The following is a 23113-nucleotide window of genomic DNA, read 5'->3' as shown; positions in this document are numbered from 1 at the left end:
TGCGTCAGGACTTGCGTCAAGGCGAAACTGTACGGTACGGTACGATTCATGAAACCAGGGATCGCGCAGAGCATCCGCGACCAGCGCAGGGAGCGGATTCTGGAGACTGCGCGCGAGGTGTTCTTCGAACACGGGTTCGCGGCGTCGACGATGTCGATGATCGCCGAGCGCCTCGGGGGCTCCAAGGCGACCCTCTACGCCTACTTCAAGAACAAGGAAGACCTGTTCTCGGCGATCATCACCGAGCAGTGCTCGGTGATACAGAGCGCCCTGGTCATGGACGATGGCGGCGCCGACGTCCGCACCACCCTGACCAAGCTGGGTATCGAGCTGATGACCGCCATCGTCTCGGACCAGGCCGTGCGGACCATGCAGCTGGTGATCGAGGAAGGCCCGCGCAATCCCGAGCTCGCGCGCCGCTTCGACGAGGCCGGTCCGCAGGAGGGATCCGCGCGGCTGGCGGCCTATATGGCCCAGGCCCATGAGCGCGGCACGATCCACGCCCCCGATCCGCTCCAGGCCGCCCACGTGCTGAGCGGCCTGCTGAAGGGTGAGATGCACCTGCGCCGCATGCTGGGCATCGAGCCCGAGCCGTCGGCCGAGCGTATCGCGCAGGAGGTCGAGATCGCGGTGAACGTCTTCCTGGCCGCCTACGGACCGAGGTAGCGTTCTCCCTCCCCTTCATGGGGAGGGTGGACGGCGGAACGCCGGACGGGTGGGGAAACCTGTCAGACTCCCCCACCCCGGCCGGCAAGCCGGCCTGTCCCTCCCCATGAAGGGGAGGGAGGGTTCTAGTCGGCGATGTGGATCAGCATCTTGCCGATGTTCCGGCCCTCGAACAGGCCGATCAGGCCCTCCGGCGCGCGTTCGAAGCCGTCGAGCACGGTCTCCTGGTATTTGATCTTCCCGGCCTTCAGCCAGCCGGTCATGTCGGCCAGGAAGGCCTGGTTCAGGTGGGGGAAGTCGCTGGCCACGAACCCTTCCATCCGCACCCGGCCATAGATCAGGTTGAAGAGGTTCTTCACCCCCTCGCCGTCGCCGTTATAGGTCGAGATCATGCCGCAGACCGGGATGCGGCCGCGCACGTTCATGCGCGGCAGGGCGGCGTCCAGGTGCGCGCCGCCGACGTTCTCGAAATAGACGTCGATACCCTTGGGCGTGGCGGCCTTCACCGCCTCGGCGAGCGGCTGGGTCTTGTAGTTGATCACCGCGTCCAGCCCGACCTCGTCACGCAGCCAGGCTGCCTTGTCGTCCGAGCCGGTGGTCCCCACCACGTAGCAGCCCTTGATCTTGGCGATCTGGGCGGCGACCGAGCCCACGGCGCCGGCGGCCGTCGAGATCATCACCTGCTCACCGTCCTTCAGGGCGCCGGTCTCCAGCAGGCCGCCATAGGCGGTGATGCCGGTGCCGCCCAGGGCGTGCATGTAGACGGTCAGGGGCAGGTCGGGATCGGGATGCAGCACCGAGACGCCGCGGCCATCGGAGACGAAGACCTCGCGGAAGCCCGCGCCGTGGCGAACCAGGTCGCCTTCCTTGAACTTGGGATTCCTGGACTGCACGACCCGGCCGATCCCGCCCCCCAGCAGGGGCGCGTCCAGGGCCTGATCGGCGTCCAGGCGCGGCCGCATATAGGGGTCCACCGACATCAGCAGGGCGGTGACCTGGATCTCGCCTTCGCCGGCGTCGGCGACGGGCGCCTCCACCAGGGCGAAGTCCTGGGCGACGGGCTTGCCGTTCGGGCGGCGGACGAGATGGATCTGGCGGGCGGTGGTCATGGAGCGTCCTGAAATGATTTCAAACAATCGTTCGGACGCTAGCCGGGCCCTGACCTCGGGTCATGCCAGAAAAACTCAAGCCGCTCAGTCGCCGCGGGACTTATGCTGAACCGTGTCGACGTTCTGGCGGATGTTTCCCTGCGATCCCTCCTCACGCAGGTTCGGGTCCCCATCGCCGGTCTGAAGACTGGCGTCGCCTCGGTCGAGGCCGTCGCCCTTGATATCGGTCTTCGCGCCACCGCGCGGCTGCTGTGCGGGCGGGATGGGAGGGGCTTTGGACATGGTCTGGGTTTCCTCGTCTGGAAGGAGAACCCCTTCACGCTGCCGCTTGTTCCCGGATTTCAGACCGCGTCGAGGCCGATGTCGAGGACCGGGGCCGAATGGGTCAGGGCGCCGACGCTGATCACCTGGACTCCGCTCTCGGCGATGGCGCGCACGGTCTGCAGGTTCACGCCGCCCGACGCCTCCAGGACCACCCTGCCGGCGGTGAGGGCGACGGCCGTCTTCAGGTCGTCCGGGGTGAAGTTGTCCAGCATGATGACGTCCGCGCCGTGGGGCAGGGCCTCGGCGAGTTGCTGAAGGCTGTCGACCTCGACCTCGATCTTGGTCAGGTGGCCGGCGGCGGCGCGGGCGCGCTTGAGCGCATTGGCGACCCCGCCGCAGGCGGCGACGTGGTTGTCCTTGATCAGGATGGCGTCATCCAGGCCGAAGCGGTGGTTCACCCCGCCGCCACAGCGCACGGCGTACTTCTCCAGGTGGCGCAGGCCCGGGGTGGTCTTGCGGGTGTCGACGATGCGGGCGCCGGTCCCGTCGATCCGATCCACATAGGCCCGCGTCAGGGTGGCGACCCCGGAGAGGCGGCCCATCAGGTTGAGCGCGGTGCGCTCGGCCGAGAGGATGGCGCGCGCATTGCCGGTGACCTTGGCCAGGACCGCGCCGGCCTGGACCGACTGACCATCGGCGGCGATCGCCTCGAAGCTGGCCCCGGGGTCCAGGGCCAGGATCGCCAGCCGCGCGCAGGCCAGGCCCGAGACCACGCCGGCCTGGCGGGTGGCGAACACCACGCTCATCACCGCGTCGGCGTCGATGCAGGCCTGGGCGGTGACGTCGCCCGCCCGGCCGAGGTCCTCGGCGAGCGCCAGGCGCACGATAGGTTCGATCAGCAGGTCGGGAAGGGGTTCGATCATTCGGCCGCGAAGCTCAGGGGATCGCTGGCGGCGACCTCGGCGAGGGTGACGAAGGTCCGCTTGGGCGGCAGGGGTTCGGGATAGTCGCTGCGGTAGTGGCCGCCACGGCTCTCCTTGCGGTCGAGGGCGCACTGGGCGACCAGGCGGGCGGCCACCAGCGGGCCGGCGCGGCCGTGTGCGGCCTCGAAGCGGTCGATCTCGGACAGCAGGTTGGTCAGGCCCGCGGCGTCACGGACCACCCCGGCGTCGCGGCTCATGCCGATGCGCAGGGCGGCCAGGGCCTCGGGCGGCAGTTCGGGGGTCAGGATGCGGCGCAGGGGACCGGTGGGGACCTCCCGCTGTTCGCGGGCGGCCTTGCCGGCGCGCGTCCCGAAGACGGCGGCCTCCAGCAGGGAGTTCGACGCCAGGCGGTTGGCCCCGTGCACGCCGGTCGACGCGCACTCGCCGGCGGCGAACAGACCCTCGAGCGAGGTCTGCCCGTTGGCGTCGGTGACGATGCCGCCCATGTGGTAGTGGCAGGCCGGGGCCACCGGGATCGGCTGGATCCGCGGATCGATGCCCCCCGACAGGCAGGCGGCGAAGACGGCCGGGAATTCCTCGGGGAAGTGGGCGCCCACGGCGGCGCGCGCGTCCAGGAAGGCGCCGCGGCCGGCGGCCAGCTCGGCGTGGATGGCGCGGGCCACCACGTCCCGGGGCGCCAGCTCGGCGTCGGGGTGATAGGCCGCCATGAACAGCTCGCCGGCCGAATTGATCAGCTTGGCGCCCTCGCCGCGCAGGGCCTCGGTGGCCAGCGGCGCGGGATCGCGGCCGATGTCGATGGCCGTGGGGTGGAACTGCACGAACTCGGGATCGGCGATGGTGGCCCCGGCGAGCGCCGCCAGGGCCAGGCCCTCGCCCTGCAGTTCGGCGGGCGTGGTGGTGACGGCGTAGAGGCCGCCGATGCCGCCGGTGGCGAACAGGGTGGCGGGCGCGGTGATCTCGATCAGGCGTCCCGCCTGCTCGGCCACGACGCCGCGGATGCGACCGCTCAGGTCGTGCAGCACGCCGCGCAGGCGCATGCCGGCCCGGACCTCGATATGGCGCGAGGACAGGGCGGTCTGGACCACCGCCTCCATGATGGCGCGGCCGGCCTGGTCGCCCTTCACCCGGGCGACGCGGCTCCGGGAGTGGGCGGCCTCGAGGCTGGTGGCGAAGGCGCCGCTGGCGTCGCGGTCGAACGGGGCGCCGAGGTCGGCCAGGTGGCGGACGGCGGCGGGGCCCTCCTTGGCCAGCAGGTGGGCCATGGCCGGATCCACCAGCCCCGCGCCGGCGGCGATGGTGTCGGCGGCGTGCAGGGCCGGGGCGTCGTCGGCCGACAGGGCCGCGGCCATGCCGCCCTGGGCCCAGGCCGAGGAGCAGCCCTGGTTCAACGGCGCGCCGGTGAGCAGCAGCACGCTGCGCGGCGCGGCCGAGAGCGCGGCCGACAGACCGGCCAGGCCCGCCCCGATAATCAGGACGCCGTCATGGTGGATGCGGTCGGCCACCTCAGATGAGCTCCACGTCCACGTGGTGGCGGGCCTTGACCAGGTCGTAGCGGGCCGGAACCAGGGGCGGGGGCAGGTCGATCATCCGCTGCACGGCCAGGCGGGCGCGGTCGGCGATCGCCGGATCGACGGTGACCTCGTAGCGGTTCTCCACCAGGGCCTCGTAGATGTTCTCCAGGGTGATCTTCTTCATGTGCGGGCACAGATTGCACGGCCGCACGAATTCGGTGTCCACCGCGTCGATGGCGACGTTGTCGGCCATGGAGCACTCGGTGATCAGCACCACCTGCTTGGGCTTCCGCGTCAGGACATAGTCGTTCATCGCCGCGGTCGAGCCGGCGAAGTCGGAGACCTCCAGCACCTCGGTCGGGCATTCCGGGTGGGCCAGGATCTGCGCCTGCGGATAGGCGGCCTTCAGCTCCAGGATGTCGGCGGCGGTGAAGCGCTCATGCACCTCGCAGCGGCCCTTCCAGGCGATGATCTTGATGTCGGTCTGACGGGCGACGTTGCGGGCCAGGAACTCGTCGGGGATCAGGATCACCCGGTCGACGCCCCATTCGCGGGCCACATGCTCCACCACCTGGACGGCGTTGGCGCTGGTGCAGCAGACGTCGGTCTCGGCCTTCACCTCGGCGGTGGTGTTCACATAGGTCACCACCGGCAGGCCCGGATAGCGCTGCTTGATCAGGCGCACATCGGCGCCGGTGATCGAGGAGGCCAGGCTGCAGCCGGCGCGCAGATCGGGGATCAGCACGGTCTTGTCGGGCGACAGGATCTTGGAGGTCTCGGCCATGAAGTGCACGCCGGCCTGGACGATGATGCTGGCCTGCGACTTGGCGGCTTCCTTGGCCAGGCCCAGGCTGTCGCCGACATAGTCGCCGACCCCGTGGAAGATCTCCGGCGTCATGTAGTTGTGGGCCAGGATCACCGCGTTCTTCTCGCGCTTGAGCCTGTTGATCTCGGCGATCAGAGGAGCCTGCAGACGCCACTCCATCGGGGTGACGTGGCTCTTCACCTTTTCCCACAGGGGCAGGGTGGCTTTGTCCACTTCCGGCGTGAACGCGAACTGGAAACCGTCGGCCACTGGCGTCCTCCTTATGCTCAATGTGAGCATTTCTTCCGCCTCAAAAAACGCCGGGAAACACTCTCGGCCTCCTCGGCGTCTTGGATATGCTCAATTAGAGCAAAACCAATGACAGTCATATAGACCCGTGTTCACCGCATCACAAGGGGCGTTGTTCACGGCGGCGCGGCCAGGGCGTGGGGCCGGTCGGCCATGACCGCCTCGATGGCCTGGGCCAGGTCGTCGGCGGAGTAGGGCTTGCGCAGCAAGGGCCAGGGCGCGCCGTCGGCCGAGGACAGGGTCTCACCCGTATAGCCGGAGGAGAGGATCACCGGCAGGCCGGGCCGCGCCTTCACGGCTTCGTGCGCGAGGTCGACCCCGGTCTTCGTCCCCGGCATGATCAGGTCGGTGAGCAGCAGGTCGAAGGCCTGGCCGCGGGCCATGAACCGCTCGAAGGCCACGGCGCCGTCGGCCCGGTACACCTGGTGGTTCAGGTCCTCCAGCATGGCGGTCACCAGGTCGCCGACCTCCGCGTCGTCCTCCACCAGCAGCACCCGCAGGCCCGGTCCGCGCGCCGTGGCGGCCGCCTCCGGTTCGGCCGCCTCCGGCGTGAGCTCGGAGCGGGGCAGGTAGAGCCGCACCGAGGCGCCCTTGCCCGGGGCGGAGTCGATGGCCACCCCGCCGCCGCTCTGGCGGGCGAAGCCGTAGACCTGGGACAGGCCCAGCCCCGTGCCCTTGCCGATCTCCTTGGTGGTGAAGAAGGGGTCGAACACCCGGGCCATGGTGGCCTGGTCCATGCCGATCCCCGTGTCGTGCACGGCCACCCGGACGTAGCGGCCGGCGGGCATCTCGGGAACCTCGCCCTCGGCCAGGTCGCAGGCGGCGCTCTCCACCCGGATGGAGCCGCCGCTGGCCACGGCGTCGCGGGCGTTGACCACCAGGTTCATCACCGCGGCCTCGAACTGTCCGGTGTCGACCATGGCCACGGCGCCGGCGGCGCCCGGGGCCATGATCAGGCTGACCGCCTCGCCCACCGCCCGGCGCAGCAGGGGCTCCGAACTGGTTAGCAGGTCATCGACCCGCACCGCCTCTGGCTTCAGAGCCTGGCGGCGCGAGAAGGCCAGCAGCTGGCCGGTCAGGCGCTCGCCGCGCCGCGCCGCGCCCAGGGCCGCCTCGATCATCCGGTCGCGGCGCTCGGCGTCCTCCGGGCGGCGCTGGATCAGGTCCAGGGCGCCGATGATCACCGTCAGCAGGTTGTTGAAGTCGTGGGCCACCCCGCCGGTGAGCTGGCCCACGGCCTCCAGCTTCTGGGCGTGGCGCAGGGCGGCCTCGGCCTCGTCCCGCTCGGCCAGGGCGGCCTGAACACGCTCCGCCAGCAGGTCGTTGATATGCTTGAGGTCCGCCTCCGCCCGCTTGGCGTCGGTGACGTCGAAGGCGATGCCGATGAAGCCGATGAACTCCCCGTCGGGGCCGTAGCGCGGCTGGGAGGCGGAGCGGATCCAGCGCAGTTCCCCGTCGGCGCGCCGATAGCGGGCCTCCAGGTTGAACAGCTTGCGCGACGCCTCGCCGGCCACCTGTTCCTGCAGGATGCGGGGCAGGTCGTCGGGGTGCAGGCGCTGGCGCCAGTCGAACCTCAGGGCCTCCTCATAGGGCGCGCCCAGGAAGTCCAGATAGGCCTGGTTGGCGAACTCCCGCTGGCCGTCGGACTTGGAGACCCACAGCAGCACCGGGGCGCTGTCGGCCAGGGCCCGGAAACGGGCCTCGCTCTCGCGCACCTGCTCGAAGGCCATGCGCCGCTCTGTGACGTCGATATTGACCCCCACGGCCCGCACGATCCTGCCCTCGTCGTCCCGCAGCATCTCGCCGCGCGACAGCAGCCAGTGGACCGAGCCGTCCGGCCAGATCACCCGGTACTCGATGGGATCCATGCGGCCTTCCTTGACCGCGGTGATGTTGACCTGGCGCACCCGCGCCCGGTCGTCGGGATGGACCATGTCCAGCAGGCTGCGGACATCGGCGTCGCGCACCGGATCGAGGCCGAGATTTCGGTAAAGGGTTGGGGACCAGACGCCCTCGCCGGTGGCGACATCCCAGTCCCACAGGCCCACGCTGCCGGCGTCCTGGGCCAGGCGCAGCCGCGCCTCGCTGCGGTCCAGGGCGGTCTGGGTGGTCTCCTGGTCGCGGCGGGCCGCCTCCAGGCGCACCAGGCTCTGGCGCAGGGCGTTGGCCACCATGACCGTGACGGCCCCGGAGACCATGAACATGATGAAGATCCCCGACTCGGAGATCCCCACCGGCAGGCTGGCCCGGTTCGTCAGGCCCAGGAGCAGGGCCGCCGCCAGCCCGCCCCAGCCCCAGCCCTGGCCGCCATAGAGCGTGATGAAGATGAAGGCGGGGAAGTAGGTGGTCGAGAGGCCGGTGGCGTTGGGCCAGCCCAGCAGCACGCCGCGCACGCCGATGGCCAGGGCCATGGCGGCGAAGCTCAGCGCCAGGGCGGCCAGGAAACCGGGCGGACGTCGCGGGATCAGTCGGAACGGCCACTCGTCGGGCGTCATGGCCAAGGATCCCGCGGTCCCGGTTCTCGTTGCCCCGAGCATGGGACGGCTGGCAGGCGCGCGCAACTGAGGATATTCCCCGTCCCGCAGCCTTTCCCTGGTTTCGCCCGTTGGCCGTCGAATCTCCGCCGCCTTCCCTGCTAGACTGACCGACCCGAACACCGAAAAGTGCGCAAGCTGAGCCTTCGTTCCCGCCTCGACCGCCGCGCCGCCGCCATCGCCCTCCTGGGCGTCGTGGCCCTGCTGGCAGGGTGCGCCACCACCTACTACGTCCCGCGCGGCGACGGCCGGCTGAAGGGCGTGGCCACGGTCGCCGACGGTCTGTCCGACCAGGGGCTCAGGCGCCTGACCGCCGACATGGACCCCGCGATGTTCGCCCTGGCGCGGCGCCACGATCCGGTGCGCAAGCCCGATCTCTGGGGCCGGCCGGTCGGCTGGGCGAGCCTGGATCTCCGCACCCCGCCCGACCTCGGCTTCGGCGCGGCGGTAGACCAGGCGGCCGAGGAGATCAATGCGCTGCGGCCCTTCTCCACCCTGCCGATCCGGCCGATGAAGCCCTTCAAGCTGGCCGTCGACAGCCAGGACGGCAGCCGGGCCCTGAAGTGCCTGGCCCAGGCGGTCTACTACGAATCCGCCCGCGAGCCGCAGCTGGGGCAGGAGGCCGTGGCCCAGGTGGTGCTGAACCGCCTGCGCCACCCGGCCTATCCCAAGAGTGTCTGCGGCGTGGTCTATCAGGGCGCGGCGCGGGCCACCGGGTGCCAGTTCACCTTCACCTGCGACGGCGCCCTGGCCCATGCGCCGGAGCCCGGCCTGTGGACCCGGGCGCTGGACGTCGCCCAGCACGCCCTCAATGGCTACGTGGTCAAGAGCGTGGGCTCGGCCACCCACTATCACGCCGTCTATGTCGCCCCCTACTGGGCGCCGACCCTGGTGAAGATGAAGCAGATCGGGGCCCACATCTTCTATCGCTGGACCGGCCCCTGGGGCGAGCCGCCGGCCTTCACCGGCCGCTATGCCGGGGGCGAGGCCTATCTGTCGCCGGCCATCCTCGGCGGCCTGGACGCCCGCACCCAGGGCCTGTTCGATCCGGAGGGCCAGGGCGTGCCGGCCGGCCGGACGGTCACCCTCTCCGTCGCCGGCGAGGTCCGCACCTACAATGTGGTCGATCCCCTGGCGGTGGGGGGCGAGCGCACCCGCGTGCTGGGAACCCTGTTCGCCCCGCGCCGCAAGCCGACCCCGGAAGAGATCAAGAAGATCAACGAGTCCCTGGCCGCCATGGAGGCCCCTGTCGCCACACCGGCCGCGCCCCTCGCGGTCCCGCCGCCGGAATAGGGATCAGCCGAAGGCGTCGGGATAGGCGACCATCACCGGCTCGGCCAGGGCGCCGTCCTCGATCTCCAAAGCCATGAAGGCCGGGCTGCCGGAGTAGGGGGCCTTCACCGTCCTGGCCGCCTCCGGGGTGAAGCCGAACCTGGGATAGTAGTCCGGATGGCCCAGGACGATGACCGCGTGGGCTCCGAACTCGCGGGCGGTCTCGATGGAGGCCTTCACCAGCTGCGAACCGAGCCCGGACTTCTGCCGGTCGGGGCGCACGGCCATGGGGGCCAGGGCCGCGTAGAGGTTCACGCTGTCGGCCCACAGCCGACTGTAGAGGATGTGGCCCACCACCGCGCCGTCCTCCTCGGCCACCAACTCGAAGACCTTGTCGCCGTCGGCCCTCAGCCGCTCGATCAGGTCGGCCTCGTCGGGTTGGCCGAAGGCGGCGACATTGACCTCGCGGATGGCGGCGTGGTCGGCGGCGGTGGCGTGACGGATCATGCCTGAACTCTACGCTCGTCCTATTTCAAGGGAAGGCAAAGCTCGGTCAGCAGGTCCGCCGGCGCGGTCTTGCGGGGATCGTTCAGATTGACCTCCACGCAGGGGGCGTGGGCCGGCTCCTCGCCGCTGGCGGGCAGCCAGCCGAACAACTCTTCGTAGCCCTTGCCGATCTGGGCGTAGGGGCCCCGATAGAGCAGCACCGCATAGCGGCCCGCCGGGACTTCGTGGATCGTCACCGTCTCGTCGCCGGCCACCTCCGGCCCGACCGTAATCCCGGCCAGGGCCCGCTGTTCGGCGGGCGGAACCACCGACATGTCGTCCAGATAGACCGCCACCCCCACGGCCGGGGGCATCACCACGCCCTTGGGTCCGGCCCAGGCCATCAGCCGGTCGAAGGCCTGGCCGATCTGCTGCGGAGGTCCCTTGTGCGGCACGGTGGCGATCCGCATCGGCGCGCGGTCCTGAATCTCGACTGTCATGGGCTCGGCTCCCGAATTTCGGCGCCGCGCCGCGCGAAAGGCGGCGGGCGTCTGGTCATAGGCGGCGCGGAAGGCGCGGGTGAAGGCCGGGTTCGAGGCGTAGCCGGCGCGGACGGCGATCTCCCCGATCGGCGCCTGGCCGCGGGCCAGCTCCATCGAGGCCCGTTGCAGGCGCAGGCGGCTCACGGTCTCGGCGACGGTCTCGCCCATCATGGCGCGATAGATGCGGTGAAAATGGAAGGGTGACAGGCAGGCGACCTCCGCCAACTGCGCCAGGTCCAGGGGCGCGTCCAGGTGCGCCCAGATGTGCTCCGCCACCCTGCTCAGGCGGCGGGCATAGGTCTCGCGGGTGACGCGCCGGTTCATCGGAGGAGCCTAGCCGAACCCCCGTTGATCGCGCTTGCGGAGTTTGGGGGAGCTTCCGTGGGGATTGATGCGTCTCAAAGCGCCCCGTCACGCCGGGCGGCATGCTGGTATCGAAGCGACCCGCAAAGCGGCCGCAATTCCGGATGGAGATGAAGGTGAAGACGAACGAAGGCGGTCTCGACCGCGCCCTGCGTGTTGTGGTCGGCCTGTGCCTCCTGGCCCTGGTCTTCGTCGGGCCCAAGACTCCCTGGGGCTATGTCGGCCTCGTGCCGCTGCTGACCGGCCTTGTCGGCTACTGCCCGCTCTACGCCCTGCTGCGCATCAACACCTGCGGCCGCGCCGGCTGAAGGCGATCAGTCCCCCGCCACCCACGACACGTCGGCCCCCAGCGCGTTGAGGTTCTCGACGAACTTGGGGTGGGCGCGCTGGATGGGGGTGGCGTTGAGGATGGTGCTTTCGCCCTCGATGCTGGCGGCCAGCATGAACAGCGCGATGGCCACGCGGATGATGTAGGGGCTCTCCACCGCGGCCGGCACCAGCGGCTTGCCGCCGAAGGTGATCAGGCGGTGCGGGTCGCAGAGCAGGGAGTGGGCGCCGAACTTGCCCAGTTCCGAGGACCAGCCGAGCGCGCCTTCATAGACCTTGTTCCAGAACATACACTGGCCCTCGGAGCGCACCCCCAGCGCCACGAAGATCGGCAGCAGGTCGGCCGGCACGTAGGGCCAGGGCGCGGCCTCCACCTTCTGCAGGATGTTGGCGGTGAAGGGCTGGCGCACCCGCATGCCGCCGCCGTCCACCTTGGCGCGGCTCCAGCCGTCCTTGTGGGTGATCTCGACGCCGAACTTGGCGAAGGTGCGGTCCAGCAGGGGGAACTGGTCCACCGAGCCGTTCTTCACGGCGATGTCGCCGCCGGTCATGGCGCCCATGGCCAGGAAGGTCGCCACCTCGTGGAAATCGTCGGCGAAGGTGAACTCCGCCCCCGACAGGCTGCTCACGCCCTCGACGATGATCCGCGAGCCGCCGACCCCCTCGAGCCGGGCGCCCATCATGGAGAGGAAGCTGCAGAATTCCTGCACGTGAGGCTCGCAGGCGGCGTTGGTGATCTGTGAGCGGCCCCTGGCGGTGGCGGCGCAGAGGATGAAATTCTCGGTGGTGGTGACCGAGGCGTAGTCCAGCCAGTGGTCGGTGGTGGCGAAGCCCTTGGGCGTCTTGATGAAGATCGCTTCGGGCTTGCGGTCGATCTGCGCGCCGAAGCTCTCGAAGACCTCGATGTGCGGGTCGATCTCGCGGACGCCGAGGGTGCAGCCGGTGACGTCCTCCTCGATGCTGGCCGCGCCGAACCGGTAGAGCAGGGCCGGGATCAGCATCAGGGTCGAGCGCATGCCCAGCGGCAGGTGCGCCTCCTTGGGGTTCAGTCCCTCGCCATGCCGCAGCTTGAGCGTGCCGGTGGCGTAGTCCATGTCGACGGAGGAGCCCAGTTTCCCGAAGAATTCCAGGATCTTGCGGACGTCCGTTATGTCCGGGACGCGATGCAGGACAATGGGCTGGTCGGTCAGCAGGGTGGCGCAGAGGACCGGCAGCACCGCATTCTTGTTGGCCGAGGGCGTGATGGTTCCGCGCAGGGCGCGTCCGCCTCTCACGATCAGGTTGGTCATGGCCGGCGGCCTCGTCTTTTCGGGCGGAAGTGTTGGGTCGGACTAGATCAGGCCGGGTGGAAAGTCACCAGACGCCGATGCGTTCGGCCTCGTGGTGGCTGATGGGATGGTTGTCCCGCGCGTGGTCTTCCTCGGCCAGCAGGCGCACGGCCTCCAGGGCGGCCATGCAGCCCATGCCGGCGGCCGTGACCGCCTGGCGGTAGACGTCGTCGGTGACGTCGCCGGCGGCGTAGACGCCTTTGATGGCGGTGGCGGCCGAGCCGGGCTTCACCTTCAGATAGCCGGCGGCGTCCATCTCCAACTGGCCCTTGAACAGCTCCGAGGCCGGGGCGTGGCCGATGGCCACGAACACGCCGTCGCAGGGGACCTCGCGGGTCTCGCCGGTCTTGACGTTCTTCAGCCGCACGCCGGTCACCCCCATGGGGTCGGTGTCGCCGGTCACCTCGTCGACGGCGGAGTCCCAGATCACCTCGATCTTGGGGTGGGCGAACAGGCGCTCCTGCAGGATCTTCTCGGCGCGGAACTCGTCCTTGCGGTGGACGATGGTGACCTTGGCCGCGAAGTTGGTGAGGAACAGGGCCTCCTCGACGGCGGTGTTGCCGCCGCCCACCACCACCACGTTCTTGCCGCGATAGAAGAAGCCGTCGCAGGTGGCGCAGGCCGAGACGCCGAAGCCCTGGAACCTCTGCTCGCTCTCCAGGCCCAGCCACTTGGCCTGGGCGCCGGTGGCGATGATCAGGGTCTCGGCCAGCCACGTCTCGCCGCTGTCGGTGGTCAGGCGGAAGGGCCGGTGCGACAGGTCGGCGCTGACCACGATGTCGTTGATGATCTCGGTGCCCACGTGCTCGGCCTGGGCCTGCATCTGCTCCATCAGCCAGGGGCCCTGGATGGCCTCGGCGAAGCCGGGATAGTTCTCCACCTCGGTGGTGATGGTCAGCTGGCCGCCGGGTTGGATGCCCTGGATCAGCACCGGCTTGAGCAGGGCGCGCGCGGCGTAGACGGCGGCGGTGTAGCCGGCGGGGCCGGAACCCACGATCAGGCAGCGGACGGAGCGGGGGGCTTTGGTCTCGGACATGTCGCCTATGTAGGAGAGATTCCGCCTTTGCGCACCCTGGGGCCGACGATCGGCCCGCGCCAGAAACATCCCCGCAACATGACGCCAGGACAACTTCAGCAAAAGGCCTGTGACCGCGGAGGTCGCGGCGCCAGAACGTGACTTGGTCGAGGCGCGGAATTCAGGCGCAATCGGCTCAGGCAAAAGGAGGAAACCTCGTGAGCGACGTCGCGGCCCGTCGGCCCAAGCTGACCCTGCCCATCAAGCTGGCCTATGGCTTCGGGACCGTTGCGTTTGGCGTGAAGACCCAGCTGATGGGTCTGCTGCTGCTCTACTACAACCAGATCGTCGGCCTGCCGCCGCACTGGGTCAGCATCGGCCTGGCGGTCACCATCCTCTTCGACGCCCTCTGGGACCCCTTCATCGGACAGATTTCCGACAACTGGCGCTCCCGCTGGGGGCGGCGGCACCCGTTCATGTACTTCGCGGCCCTGCCGGCCGCCGTCACCCTGGTGGCCCTGTTCCATCCGCCGCAGGGCTGGTCCGACGCGGCGATCACCGGCTACATGATCGTGATGGTCATCGCCGCCAAGGCGACCATCAGCCTCTACGAGGTGCCGGCCACGGCCCTGACCCCGGAACTGGCGCCGGCCTATCACGACCGCACCCAGCTTCTGACCTTCCGCTACTTCTTCGCCATCTTCGCCAGCAGCGCGGCCGCGGTCATGGGCTGGCTGGTCTTCCTCAAGGACAAGGTGGGGCCGAACGGCGAGAGGATCCGCGGTCAGCTCAATCCCGAGGGCTACGCCCCCTACGCCCTGGTGGTGGGGGGACTGATGATCTTCTCCATCCTGGTGGCCTGCCTGGCGACCCAGAGGTTCATCCCCTTCCTGCACCAGCCCGCGGCGCGCAGCATCAGCATCCTGACGGTGGTCAAGGAGATGCTGGTCACCATGTCCAACCGCAACTTCCTGGTGGTGTCGCTCTCGGCCCTGTTCGTCGGGGTCGGCGCCGGCCTCAGCAATGGGCTCAACATCTACTTCCAGACCTATCTGTGGGGCATGGGGTCGGGGAACCTGGCCTTCATCGTCGGGGGGACCATGCTGGGCAGTCTGCTGGCCCTCATTCTCGCGCCCCTGGTGTCGCGCCTCTACGGCAAGAAGCGGGCCTGTGCGATCCTGATGGGTCTGGCCCTGGCGACCACTCTGACCCCGATCACCCTGCGCCTGCTGGGGATCATTCCCCAGTCGTGGAACGGCACCAGCGGGCTGACCGCCATCCTGCTCCTGGACCGGACGCTCTACGGCGCCTTCGCCACGGCCGCCGCCATCCTCACCGCCTCGATGATCGCCGACGTGGTGGAGGAGTCGCAGCTCGCCACCGGCCGCCGCTCGGAAGGCCTGCTGTTGTCGGCCGACAACGTCCTGCAGAAGATCGCCGGGTCGGTGGCCAGCATCATCCCAGGCTTCCTGCTGCTGTGGGTGGGCATGCCGGACAAGGCCAAGCCCGAGACCCTGGACCCGGCCGTCATGACCCACCTGGCCCTGCTCTACCTGCCGTCCACCGCCCTGTTCGCCCTGATGGCCATAGGCGCCATCATGTTCTACCGCCTCGACCGCGCCGGCCACGAGGCCAACCTCGCCAAGCTCGAGGAGGTCGCCGCCCTAGGGGCGGTCGTGGTGGAGACCGAGGGCGGCGTCGACGGTTCGGACCTGGCGGTCCCGGGCGCCAAGCCAATCTAGGACCGCCCCTCGTCATCGTGAGGGCGTGGCAGGCCGCCGCGGGCGAGCACTCTTGACGTGTTGCGGCCACCCCTTTCTATCGGAGGTGGGGATTCACGCATGTCGATCATCGGAACGATCGGGCCCGACACCTTGGTCGGTACTCCGGACAATAGCTCCATCCGCGGCGGTGGCGGCGACGACAGTCTGTCCGGCGGGCAGGAAGCCTACGGCGACGCGGGGAACGACACCGTGGTCGGCGCCGCCCACAACCCAGCCTATGCTGCCTGGCTTCACGGCTGGATCGGCAACGACAGCATCGTCGGGACCGAGCAGACTGACGCCATATTTGGAGGGCAGGGCGCCAACACGCTAAGTGGTGGTGGGGGCGACGACGTCTTCTTCATCATCGACCACTCGACGATGAGCGGTGGGGCGTCCGAGAATCGCATCGACGGCGGGCCTGGCCGGGACACCATATCGTTTGGGACCATACGCGACGGCCAGTCACCCTTTGCAGGGAATGTGATCGCCGACCTGTCACTAGGCTTCGCGCAGAGCGCGGAGGGCTGGGGCCGAAGCGGGCCCTTATACGACTACTACCCGAGAACCTTCGCCACCTTCGTTTCCATCGAGGGCCTGGAAGGCGGCGAGGGCAACGATTCCCTGGTGGGTTCGGCCGCCGCCGACACCCTGGGCGGAGGGCTTGGCTCTGACACCCTGATGGGGGGAGACGGGGATGACATTCTATTTGCGGGCGCGGGTGTCAACGGGGTGGAGCCGGCCGGTGGCTTCAACCTCCTGCGCGGTGAGGCCGGCAATGACAGTCTGACCGGCGGCGAAGCCTTCGACGACATGCACGGCAACATGGGGAACGACACCCTGCGGGGGGGGGCGGGTGACGACTGGGTGGTCGGCGGCAAGGACGATGACCTGCTGGTGGGCGAGGCCGGTGGAGACGTGGTCTACGGCAATCTCGGCGCCGACACTTGTCTCGGCGGGGACGGCGATGACTGGGTGCGCGGCGGGCAGGCCAATGACAGTGTCGATGGCGGCGGTGGGAACGACCTGCTCTGGGGCGATCGGGGAGATGACACCATCTCGGGCGGCGCGGGGGCCGACATGTTCCACGCATTCGTCGACGGTGGGCTCGATCGGGTGATCGACTTCAACTACGCCGAGGGTGATCGGGTGATCGTCGACGGCGCGCCACCCTACAGCGTCCATCAGGAGGGCACCGACACGGTGATCGACCTCGGCGGCGCGGATCGCATCGTCCTCGTCGGCGTGACGGCCTCTGCGCTGCCTTCCGGCTGGATCTCCCTGGGCTAGACGCCGGGTCGCGTGGTTAACGCCTGCTTCAACGGGGGGGGCTAAGGTCGGGGTTCAAGCTTTCCGGTCGCCCCATGCCTGACGCCCCCCATATCGAGATCGCCGGCCGCAGGATCGGCGCGGGCTACTCGCCCTATGTGATCTGCGAGTTGTCGGGGAACCACAACGGCAGTCTGGACCGGGCGCTCACCATGATCGACGCGGCCGCCGACACCGGCTGCGACGCCATAAAGATCCAGACCTACACCGCCGACACCATCACCATGGACGTCGACCGCCCGGAGTTCAAAATCCACGGTGGCCTGTGGGACGGGCGCAGCCTGTACGAGCTCTACCAGGAGGCCCAGACCCCCTATGAGTGGCACGCGGCCCTGTTCGCGCGCGCCGCCGAGCGGGGGGTGACCCTGTTCTCCAGCCCCTTCGACGAGACCGCGGTGGACCTGCTGGACAGCCTGGGCGCGCCGGCTTTCAAGATCGCCTCCTTCGAGGCGATCGACCTGCCGCTGATCGCCTACGCCGCGGCCAGGGGCAAGCCGCTGATCATCTCCACCGGCATGGCCAACCTGGCTGAGATGGCCGCCGCCCGCGATACGGCGCTCGCCGCCGGCGCGCCCGGCGTGGTGCTGCTGCACTGCGTCTCCAGCTATCCGGCAGCGCTCGAGGACGCCAATGTTCGCACCGTCGCCGACATGGCCCGGCGCTTCGATTGCCCCATCGGTCTCTCCGACCACACCCATGGGGCCGCGGCCTCCATCGCCGCCATCGCTCTGGGCGCCTGCGTGATCGAGAAGCACTTCACCCTGGCGAGGTCGGACGGCGGGCCGGACGCGGCCTTCAGCCTGGAGCCCGCGGAATTCACCGGCCTGGTGCGCGACTGCAAGGACGCCTGGACGGCGCTGGGCGTCGCCCACTACGACCTGCTGGGCTCGGAAAAGGCCAACCGCCAGTTCCGCCGCTCCCTCTATGTCAGCGCCGACGTGAAGGCGGGGGAGGTGCTGAGCCGGGCCAATGTCCGCTCGATCCGGCCGGGAAACGGCCTGCCGCCGGCCGATCTCGAGAAGGTGCTGGGCAAGCCCGCCGCTCGCGATCTCAAGCGGGGCGAGCCCCTGACCTGGGAAATGGTGGGTTAGGCGGCGACCGCCTCGGCCTGCTGCAGGTCGAGCGCGCGGACGAGGGACGCCGAGATTTCCGCCAAGGAGGCCGATGGGTCCTGGGCCTCCCAGGCCCCGGCCACGAAGCTGGCCCCCTGGCTGCGGGCCAGCGCGCCGTGCAGGACCGACAGCTTGCGCGCGGCGTCCACAGAGTGCTGACCCCAGCGCGGCTCGATCTGGATCGACAGGGTCTCGTCCAGGTGCAGGGACGCGCCGCCGAAGCCCGACATCAGCCGGTGGACCTCGCGGCGCAGGTCGCTGTCGGACACCTCGGCCACGCACTCGGCGCTCAGCAGGGCCTGACCGCGGCACTCATAGAGGTGGATCCGGAAGACCGCGCCCTCGGCGGTGAAGTTGCGCACGTGGAAGGGCAGGGGACCGGCATAGCGGGCCTTGAAGATGTAGCTCACCAGGCTCTTGGCCAGACGTTTGGGCGGCTCCAGATCCAGCGGCGAGAACAGCGGGGTCGGGTCAGCCGCCCAGACCACCAGCTCGCCCGCCTCGCGGGCGGCGAAGGCCCGCTGCGGCGAGACCATCGAGGCGGTGTGGATCGTCACCCCCAGCCGCTCCAGGGACGCGCGGCAGCGCTGGAAGAAGGTCTGGAAGCCCTCCGCCGGCAGGCTGGCGGTCAGGTTCTGCAGCCGGCCCCACAGGGCGCGGGGGATGCCGTACATGCCGTCATAGATAGGGTCGGCGCGCTTGGCCCGCGCCAGCTCGCAGGTCTCGATCTGGGTGGCGTGGACGCGCCTGATCCCCAGGGGCATGGCCGCCTCGGCCGAAACTTCGTCGAGCCAGGCGCCCAGGGCCCACTGGCAATAGCGAGTCAGTTGCTGGGCGATATCATGGGGATAGGCGCGGATCCTGTCGGCCAGGCTGTCGCCGGTGACCGGCCCCAGGTCCAGCTTTCGGGTGCGCAGGGCCGGGCCTTCGAAGTCGTGGGTGAAGACCAGGTCGCCGCCGGGGGCCGGGCTGACCGAGCCGAAGCGGTTCTCGAAGTCCTCGAAGGCCAGGCCGTTGGCCTCCAGAAGGGCGCGGGCCGGGTCGCCGGCCTGGCCGAAATAGAGGCGCTCGGGGCGCAGTTCCAGGCCATGGTCGCGGCGGGGCCAGGCGCTTCCGCCGAGTTGGTCGAAGCGCTCGTGGAGTTCGATGCGGCGACAGCCGAGGCGATGGGCCTCGAAGGCGGCCAGTATGCCGGTGAGCCCGCCGCCGATGATGCGGACGCTCGGAGCCTGCGAGCTCCGGATCAAGCCAAGTTCGTCCATACCGTCGTCATGGGGCGCGTTCGGCGCCCTCCCCGCGTTTCGAGGATCGTGCGCCCCCGGTTGCGAAAAGAGCGTTAAGGTTGAGACGGCTCGGGGTGAGGCAGGCTGTCGCGGCTGGCGATCACCTGCAGGAAGGCCTCGGCCGCCCGTCCGGCCCCCAGGCCGTCGCAGATGGCGGCGCTGGCGGCGCTGAGCCGGGCGCGCAGGGGGGCGTCGGTCATCAGCCGCACGATGGCCCGGTCGATCCGTCCGTCCAGATTGTCGGCGTTGACGTCGATCACCAGGGCGGCCTCGCGCTCGGCGAGGGCGTCGGCGGCGCCCTGCTGGTTCTGGGCCAGGACCAGGATGGCGGAGGGCAGGCCCAGGACACAGCGTTCCCAGATGCTGGAGCCCGCCGCCCCGATGGCGATATCGGCCTCGAGGATCAGTCGCGCCATCTCCTGGGTGTCGACGTGGATGGTCATGCGCGGGTCGCGGGCGGCGATCTTCAGCAGTCCAGGCAGGCTCGGCGCGCCGGCCCCCAGCACCACGTCGAGGGCGACGCCGCTCAGCCTCTGCCGCAGGCGCTCCACCACCCGGGCGGTGACGCCGCCGACGTCGGTGAGGCCGAGCGCCACCAGCACGCGGCGCACCTCGCCCCCGCGCCGCGACAGGGCGGCGTTGCGAAGATGGGCGAACTCCGGCCGGACGGGGGCGTATTCGGGGCCCAGCAGCAGGCGGGTCTTCTGGTCGGTGAACAGGGCGTAGTCACTGGCCTGGCGGCCGGGACCGGAGTCCAGCACCACATTGGCCGCCAGCGGCCGGTCGGCCAGATCGTCGATCACCAGGCTGGAGCGCCCCTTGGCCAGGGCCTCGTGGTGGCCGCGCGACAGGCCGTAGTGATCGAAGACCACGGCGTCGAAGCGCACGCCGGTCAGGGCGTCGGCGATGTCGTCGGGCTCGAGCGAGGTGGCCTCCTCGCGGGGTATCTCCGGGCCGAAGACCTCCAGCAGGGCCGCCACCGCCGGGGTGCAGACAAAGGCGCAGTCGGCGCCCCGCTCTCCCAGGGCCCGCGCCAGGGTGATGCAGCGCATGACGTGGCCGCCGCCGACCTCGGGGCCGGCGTTGGCGACGAACAGGATGCGGGGGCGGGCGGGAATCATTTCCCGTGCATGGAAGGCCCAAAGCGGGGCGCTGGGAAGGCGGCTCTAAAGCACAGGCTGTGGAGGATCAGGTCCGGTTGATGGAGACACCTCCGTCCACCAGCATGGCCGTCCCGGTCATGAAGCTGGAGGCGTCGGAGGCCAGGTGAAGCACCGAGCGGGCGATCTCCTCCGGCTCGGCCAGACGCTTCAGCGCGTTCAACTGGGCGATGAAGGCGCGGGCCTCCGGCGTGTTGGCCACTTCACGGCCAGCGGCGGTGTCGGTCCCGCCGGGCAGGATGGCGTTGGCGCGGACCCCTTGGGCGCCGAATTCCGCGGCGATCACCTGGGTCAGCCCGACCATGCCGGCCTTGCTGGCCGCATAGGCCGCCATGCCGGGGAACCCGACCGTGTGGCCGACAAAGCTGGAGGTGAAGATGATCGAACCGCCTCCGCGCAGGACCATGGCCGGAATCTGGTGCTTGGCGCAGAGGAAGGCGCTGGTGAGGTTGGTCTCCAGGGTGGCGCGCCAGCCGTCGGCCGAAATCCCCGGCGCGGGAGCCATCTCGCCCAGGACCCCGGCGTTATTGAACGCGATGTCCAGACCGCCGAACCGGGCGGTTGCGGTCGCCACGAGGGCCTCGGCCAGGGCCTCGTGGCGGACGTCGCCTGGCACGGCGACCGCCTCGCCGCCGTGACGCGCGATCTCCTCGACCAGGGCCGACAGTTCCGCCGCACGGCGCGCCGTGACCACGACCTTTGCGCCTTCGCGGGCAAAGAGCCTGGCTACGGCTTCCCCAATTCCTGAGCTGGCGCCTGTGACGATGGCGACCTTGTTGCTGAGCACGGCCATGAGACCACCCTTCCGACATGAGCGGGCCGGAGGGGCCCGCCGAGGTGGGGTTCATAGGCGGGCGTAGAGACGGGGTCTGGCGGCGACCGGACCCGGCATCGGCCCCTAACTGGCGGCCTCGATGGCGGCGTCCAGGGCGTCGCGGAAGATCACGAAGAACAGCTCCGGATCGCCGGGGTCGAGATTCTCCACCATGCCCGAGACGCGGTAGCCGCGCGCCACCAGCAGGGTGCGCATGACCTCATTGGACTCGTTGCAGGAGACGAACATGCGGTCGCCCTCGAAATTGGCCTCGATATTGGCCATCAGGGCGGCGGCCACGCCCCGGCGCAGGAAGCGTTCGCCGGTGTAGATCCGCTCCAGGAAGGGGTGGCCGAAGAACTCGGCCATGATGGCGTAGCCGGCGACCTCGTCGTCCAGCACCAGCACGCGGACATCCATGCCCCGGTCGCCGGCGACGGCGCGGCTGACATAGTCGTGGCGGCGCTCCTCGCGGCGGGCCACCGGGTCCAGGGCCAGGATGGCGGCCAGGTCGGCCGGCGTGGCGGGGCGGATCTCGACGCTCACGCGGGAGTCCGTTCGTCATAGCGGCGCAGCACCTCGGCGGCGGCGCGGTCGGTCTCGGCCAGCGGCGGATATTTCCACTTGTGGAAGGCGCCGCCGAAGGGTCGGGCGGCGCCAAGCCGTTCCAGGTCCTCGTGGAACAGGCGGAACTTCAGGCTCTCCCCCTCCATCTTGACGATGAAGACCGGCTTTCCCGTGGAGGCCGCGTCGGTGGCCATGTTGGTGGAATCCTCGGTCACCAGGATGTAGTCGGCCGCCGCCAGGAAGGCGAAATAGGGGTTCTCGCCCTCGCCATCCCAGATCACTCCGGGCATGTGCTTCAACCGCGCGGTCAGCAGGGCCCGGGCGGCGTCCGGGGTGCGGCGGGAGAAGGTGACCATCACCGAGCCGCCCTCCTGGGCGATCGGCAGCTCGATCTCGTGGGCGATGGCCGCGGCGCGCTCCACCGACAGGTTGTGGGCCTTGGACTTGCCGCCGATCACCACGGCCACCCGGGGCCGGGGCAGGGGATCGATCAGCTTCTTGAAGCGGGCGAGTTCGGCCTTCAGGCGCTTGGCGTTGATCCCGTTGGGGGAGCCGGTGATGGGAAAGACGTTCTCCCCCTGCAGCCGGTCATGCTTGGGCGGGATCACCAGGTCGAACAGGCCGGTGGGCATCCGCGGGTCCTGGGTCTGGACCACGAAGGTGGTGTTCTTCGACCAGGCCTTGAGGCGGATGGAGAGCGGCAGGGTGGCGCGGCCGGCGGCCAGCCAGATGTCGGGCCACGGCGGAACGATCCCGCTCTCAGGCTTGAGGGCCCGCAGCGGGAAGGGATTCAGCCACCAGGGCAGACGGCCGATGCGGCCCTTCCAGGCGACGCGCTTGACCACCACCTGCGCCTTGCGCTTGGCCGCGATGGCGTTGGCCAGGCCCACGACCTGGCTTTCCATCCCGGCGCGCCCGTCGGAGACGGCCCAGATGACGAGCGGCGGCGTGTCGGGGGTTTTCGCCAAGCGCAGGTTCCGTGTTCAGGCGCGAGTCGGGAAGCTGACTCTCGCCAGCTTCACAATAACGACCTTTTTGTCTCAGCTAAGACCTAGCTAGACCCACTCGACCTTGAGGATCTCGTAGGCCTTGGTGCCGCCGGGGGTGTTGACCTCGACGACATCGCCCATCTCCTTGCCGATCATCGCGCGCGCGATCGGAGAGGCGATGGAGATCTTGCCCGACTTCACGTCGGCTTCGTGCTCGCCAACGATCTGGTAGCGAGCCTCGTCCTCGGTGTCCTCGTCGACGACGGAGACCGTGGCGCCGAACTTTACCTGAGTGCCGGAAAGTTTGGACACGTCGATGACCTGTGCGCGGGCCATCCGATCTTCAATGTCGGCGATTTGGCCTTCAATCCAGCCTTGGCGCTCCTTCGCAGCGTGGTATTCGGCGTTTTCCGAGAGGTCGCCATGCTGGCGAGCTTCCGAGATGGCCGCGATCACTGCTGGTCGCTCCAGGGTTTTCAAACGCTTCAGGTCTTCGTCGAGGGCTTGATAGCCCTCGGCGGTCATCGGGACTTTTTCCATGGCAGATAGGTGACTCGGGTTCGCCCTTGGGTTTGTGTTCCGGCCGCGGGCGCAGGCGACCGGGGGGATAGAGGATAGAAG

22 protein-coding genes are annotated in these 23113 nt (G+C 69.5%); 6 read left to right on the top strand and 16 right to left on the bottom strand.

The genetic code is table 11. From position 1 onward, the window contains the following. Positions 1-48 precede the first annotated feature (48 nt). Positions 49-666 (top strand): TetR/AcrR family transcriptional regulator, encoded by a 618-nt coding sequence (locus AC1RN5_RS12295; RefSeq protein ID WP_493041424.1) that lies wholly within the window; start codon positions 49-51, stop codon positions 664-666. Between the two features lie 125 nt (positions 667-791). On the opposite strand, the gene AC1RN5_RS12290 is transcribed toward AC1RN5_RS12295, so the two are convergent. The 6 genes from AC1RN5_RS12290 to AC1RN5_RS12265 all read right to left on the bottom strand — a co-directional run bounded on the left by AC1RN5_RS12290 (position 792) and on the right by AC1RN5_RS12265 (position 8103). Beyond that, the gene (locus AC1RN5_RS12290; RefSeq protein ID WP_493041423.1) at positions 792-1775 is read right to left on the bottom strand and encodes an NADP-dependent oxidoreductase; all 984 of its coding nucleotides are present in this window, start codon (positions 1773-1775) and stop codon (positions 792-794) included. A gap of 84 nt (positions 1776-1859) precedes the next feature. After that, positions 1860-2057 (bottom strand): hypothetical protein, encoded by a 198-nt coding sequence (locus AC1RN5_RS12285; protein WP_493041422.1) that lies wholly within the window; start codon positions 2055-2057, stop codon positions 1860-1862. A gap of 59 nt (positions 2058-2116) precedes the next feature. Next, on the bottom strand, positions 2117-2962 hold the full coding sequence (nadC, locus tag AC1RN5_RS12280; protein ID WP_493041421.1) for a carboxylating nicotinate-nucleotide diphosphorylase: 846 nt from the start codon (positions 2960-2962) through the stop codon (positions 2117-2119). Continuing rightward, positions 2959-4485 carry an L-aspartate oxidase gene (locus AC1RN5_RS12275; protein WP_493041420.1) on the bottom strand — a complete coding sequence of 509 codons (1527 nt, stop codon included), beginning with the start codon at positions 4483-4485 and terminating at the stop codon, positions 2959-2961. Before AC1RN5_RS12275 ends, nadC begins: the two co-directional genes overlap by 4 nt. Before the next feature lies 1 nt (position 4486). Continuing rightward, positions 4487-5569 (bottom strand): quinolinate synthase NadA, encoded by a 1083-nt coding sequence (gene nadA / locus AC1RN5_RS12270; RefSeq protein WP_493041419.1) that lies wholly within the window; start codon positions 5567-5569, stop codon positions 4487-4489. 155 nt (positions 5570-5724) lie between these two features. Then, positions 5725-8103, bottom strand: a complete 2379-nt coding sequence (locus tag AC1RN5_RS12265; RefSeq protein WP_493041418.1) for a hybrid sensor histidine kinase/response regulator — start codon at positions 8101-8103, stop codon at positions 5725-5727. 168 nt (positions 8104-8271) lie between these two features. Here AC1RN5_RS12265 and AC1RN5_RS12260 point away from each other — a divergent pair, with 168 nt between their 5' ends. Then, positions 8272-9435 (top strand): cell wall hydrolase, encoded by a 1164-nt coding sequence (locus tag AC1RN5_RS12260; protein WP_493041417.1) that lies wholly within the window; start codon positions 8272-8274, stop codon positions 9433-9435. A 3-nt stretch (positions 9436-9438) separates the two neighbouring features. Here AC1RN5_RS12260 and AC1RN5_RS12255 read toward each other — a convergent pair whose 3' ends face one another. Next, complete coding sequence (locus AC1RN5_RS12255; RefSeq protein ID WP_493041416.1) at positions 9439-9921, bottom strand: GNAT family N-acetyltransferase; 483 nt, start codon at positions 9919-9921, stop codon at positions 9439-9441. A gap of 20 nt (positions 9922-9941) precedes the next feature. Further along, entirely contained in the window at positions 9942-10766 is an 825-nt protein-coding gene (locus AC1RN5_RS12250) for an AraC family transcriptional regulator (protein WP_493041415.1), read from the bottom strand. 155 nt (positions 10767-10921) lie between these two features. Here AC1RN5_RS12250 and AC1RN5_RS12245 point away from each other — a divergent pair, with 155 nt between their 5' ends. Next, positions 10922-11113 (top strand): YgaP family membrane protein, encoded by a 192-nt coding sequence (locus AC1RN5_RS12245; RefSeq protein WP_493041414.1) that lies wholly within the window; start codon positions 10922-10924, stop codon positions 11111-11113. A 6-nt stretch (positions 11114-11119) separates the two neighbouring features. Here the strand turns inward: AC1RN5_RS12245 and AC1RN5_RS12240 are convergent, their stop codons facing one another. Together AC1RN5_RS12240 and trxB are read right to left on the bottom strand one after the other, a co-directional pair. Further along, positions 11120-12421: a UDP-N-acetylglucosamine 1-carboxyvinyltransferase gene (locus tag AC1RN5_RS12240; RefSeq protein ID WP_493041413.1), complete on the bottom strand. Its 1302-nt coding sequence runs from the start codon at positions 12419-12421 to the stop codon at positions 11120-11122. Between the two features lie 64 nt (positions 12422-12485). After that, on the bottom strand, positions 12486-13496 hold the full coding sequence (trxB, locus tag AC1RN5_RS12235; protein ID WP_493041412.1) for a thioredoxin-disulfide reductase: 1011 nt from the start codon (positions 13494-13496) through the stop codon (positions 12486-12488). Positions 13497-13693: 197 nt separating this feature from the next. Here trxB and AC1RN5_RS12230 point away from each other — a divergent pair, with 197 nt between their 5' ends. The 3 genes from AC1RN5_RS12230 to pseI all read left to right on the top strand — a co-directional run bounded on the left by AC1RN5_RS12230 (position 13694) and on the right by pseI (position 17658). Further along, on the top strand, positions 13694-15217 hold the full coding sequence (locus AC1RN5_RS12230) for an MFS transporter (protein WP_493041411.1): 1524 nt from the start codon (positions 13694-13696) through the stop codon (positions 15215-15217). Positions 15218-15316: 99 nt separating this feature from the next. Next, positions 15317-16528: a calcium-binding protein gene (locus AC1RN5_RS12225; protein WP_493041410.1), complete on the top strand. Its 1212-nt coding sequence runs from the start codon at positions 15317-15319 to the stop codon at positions 16526-16528. A 74-nt stretch (positions 16529-16602) separates the two neighbouring features. After that, entirely contained in the window at positions 16603-17658 is a 1056-nt protein-coding gene (gene pseI, locus AC1RN5_RS12220; RefSeq protein ID WP_493041409.1) for a pseudaminic acid synthase, read from the top strand. On the opposite strand, the gene AC1RN5_RS12215 is transcribed toward pseI, so the two are convergent. The 6 genes from AC1RN5_RS12215 to greA form a co-directional block, all read right to left on the bottom strand. Then, positions 17655-18926 carry a flavin monoamine oxidase family protein gene (locus AC1RN5_RS12215; RefSeq protein ID WP_493041408.1) on the bottom strand — a complete coding sequence of 424 codons (1272 nt, stop codon included), beginning with the start codon at positions 18924-18926 and terminating at the stop codon, positions 17655-17657. The genes pseI and AC1RN5_RS12215 overlap by 4 nt on opposite strands. An 89-nt stretch (positions 18927-19015) precedes the next feature. Next, positions 19016-20083 (bottom strand): UDP-2,4-diacetamido-2,4,6-trideoxy-beta-L-altropyranose hydrolase, encoded by a 1068-nt coding sequence (gene pseG, locus AC1RN5_RS12210; protein ID WP_493041407.1) that lies wholly within the window; start codon positions 20081-20083, stop codon positions 19016-19018. Between the two features lie 67 nt (positions 20084-20150). Next, positions 20151-20915 (bottom strand): SDR family oxidoreductase, encoded by a 765-nt coding sequence (locus AC1RN5_RS12205; RefSeq protein ID WP_493041406.1) that lies wholly within the window; start codon positions 20913-20915, stop codon positions 20151-20153. Positions 20916-21020: 105 nt separating this feature from the next. Next, positions 21021-21482: a GNAT family N-acetyltransferase gene (locus tag AC1RN5_RS12200; RefSeq protein WP_493041405.1), complete on the bottom strand. Its 462-nt coding sequence runs from the start codon at positions 21480-21482 to the stop codon at positions 21021-21023. Continuing rightward, entirely contained in the window at positions 21479-22471 is a 993-nt protein-coding gene (locus tag AC1RN5_RS12195; RefSeq protein ID WP_493041404.1) for a mitochondrial fission ELM1 family protein, read from the bottom strand. Before AC1RN5_RS12195 ends, AC1RN5_RS12200 begins: the two co-directional genes overlap by 4 nt. Before the next feature lie 87 nt (positions 22472-22558). Further along, positions 22559-23032, bottom strand: coding sequence for a transcription elongation factor GreA (gene greA / locus AC1RN5_RS12190; protein ID WP_421930635.1), 474 nt, complete (start codon positions 23030-23032; stop codon positions 22559-22561). Between the last annotated feature and the right edge of the window lie 81 nt (positions 23033-23113).

This window comes from Phenylobacterium sp. GW821-FHT12F10, from assembly GCF_058806695.1.
Note: the sequence above shows the minus strand (reverse complement) of the source record. Positions and strands in the feature narration are given on the sequence as shown.

Bases quoted from the DNA above. Each gene is read 5' to 3' on its own strand.
- AC1RN5_RS12295 (WP_493041424.1), top strand. From the start codon at position 49: ATGAAACCAGGGATCGCGCAGAGCATCCGCGACCAGCGCAGGGAGCGG.
- AC1RN5_RS12290 (WP_493041423.1), bottom strand. From the start codon at position 1,775: ATGACCACCGCCCGCCAGATCCATCTCGTCCGCCGCCCGAACGGCAAG.
- AC1RN5_RS12285 (WP_493041422.1), bottom strand. From the start codon at position 2,057: ATGTCCAAAGCCCCTCCCATCCCGCCCGCACAGCAGCCGCGCGGTGGC.
- nadC (WP_493041421.1), bottom strand. From the start codon at position 2,962: ATGATCGAACCCCTTCCCGACCTGCTGATCGAACCTATCGTGCGCCTG.
- AC1RN5_RS12265 (WP_493041418.1), bottom strand. From the start codon at position 8,103: ATGACGCCCGACGAGTGGCCGTTCCGACTGATCCCGCGACGTCCGCCC.
- AC1RN5_RS12255 (WP_493041416.1), bottom strand. From the start codon at position 9,921: ATGATCCGTCACGCCACCGCCGCCGACCACGCCGCCATCCGCGAGGTC.
- AC1RN5_RS12250 (WP_493041415.1), bottom strand. From the start codon at position 10,766: ATGAACCGGCGCGTCACCCGCGAGACCTATGCCCGCCGCCTGAGCAGG.
- AC1RN5_RS12240 (WP_493041413.1), bottom strand. From the start codon at position 12,421: ATGACCAACCTGATCGTGAGAGGCGGACGCGCCCTGCGCGGAACCATC.
- trxB (WP_493041412.1), bottom strand. From the start codon at position 13,496: ATGTCCGAGACCAAAGCCCCCCGCTCCGTCCGCTGCCTGATCGTGGGT.
- AC1RN5_RS12225 (WP_493041410.1), top strand. From the start codon at position 15,317: ATGTCGATCATCGGAACGATCGGGCCCGACACCTTGGTCGGTACTCCG.
- pseI (WP_493041409.1), top strand. From the start codon at position 16,603: ATGCCTGACGCCCCCCATATCGAGATCGCCGGCCGCAGGATCGGCGCG.
- pseG (WP_493041407.1), bottom strand. From the start codon at position 20,083: ATGATTCCCGCCCGCCCCCGCATCCTGTTCGTCGCCAACGCCGGCCCC.
- AC1RN5_RS12205 (WP_493041406.1), bottom strand. From the start codon at position 20,915: ATGGCCGTGCTCAGCAACAAGGTCGCCATCGTCACAGGCGCCAGCTCA.
- greA (WP_421930635.1), bottom strand. From the start codon at position 23,032: ATGGAAAAAGTCCCGATGACCGCCGAGGGCTATCAAGCCCTCGACGAA.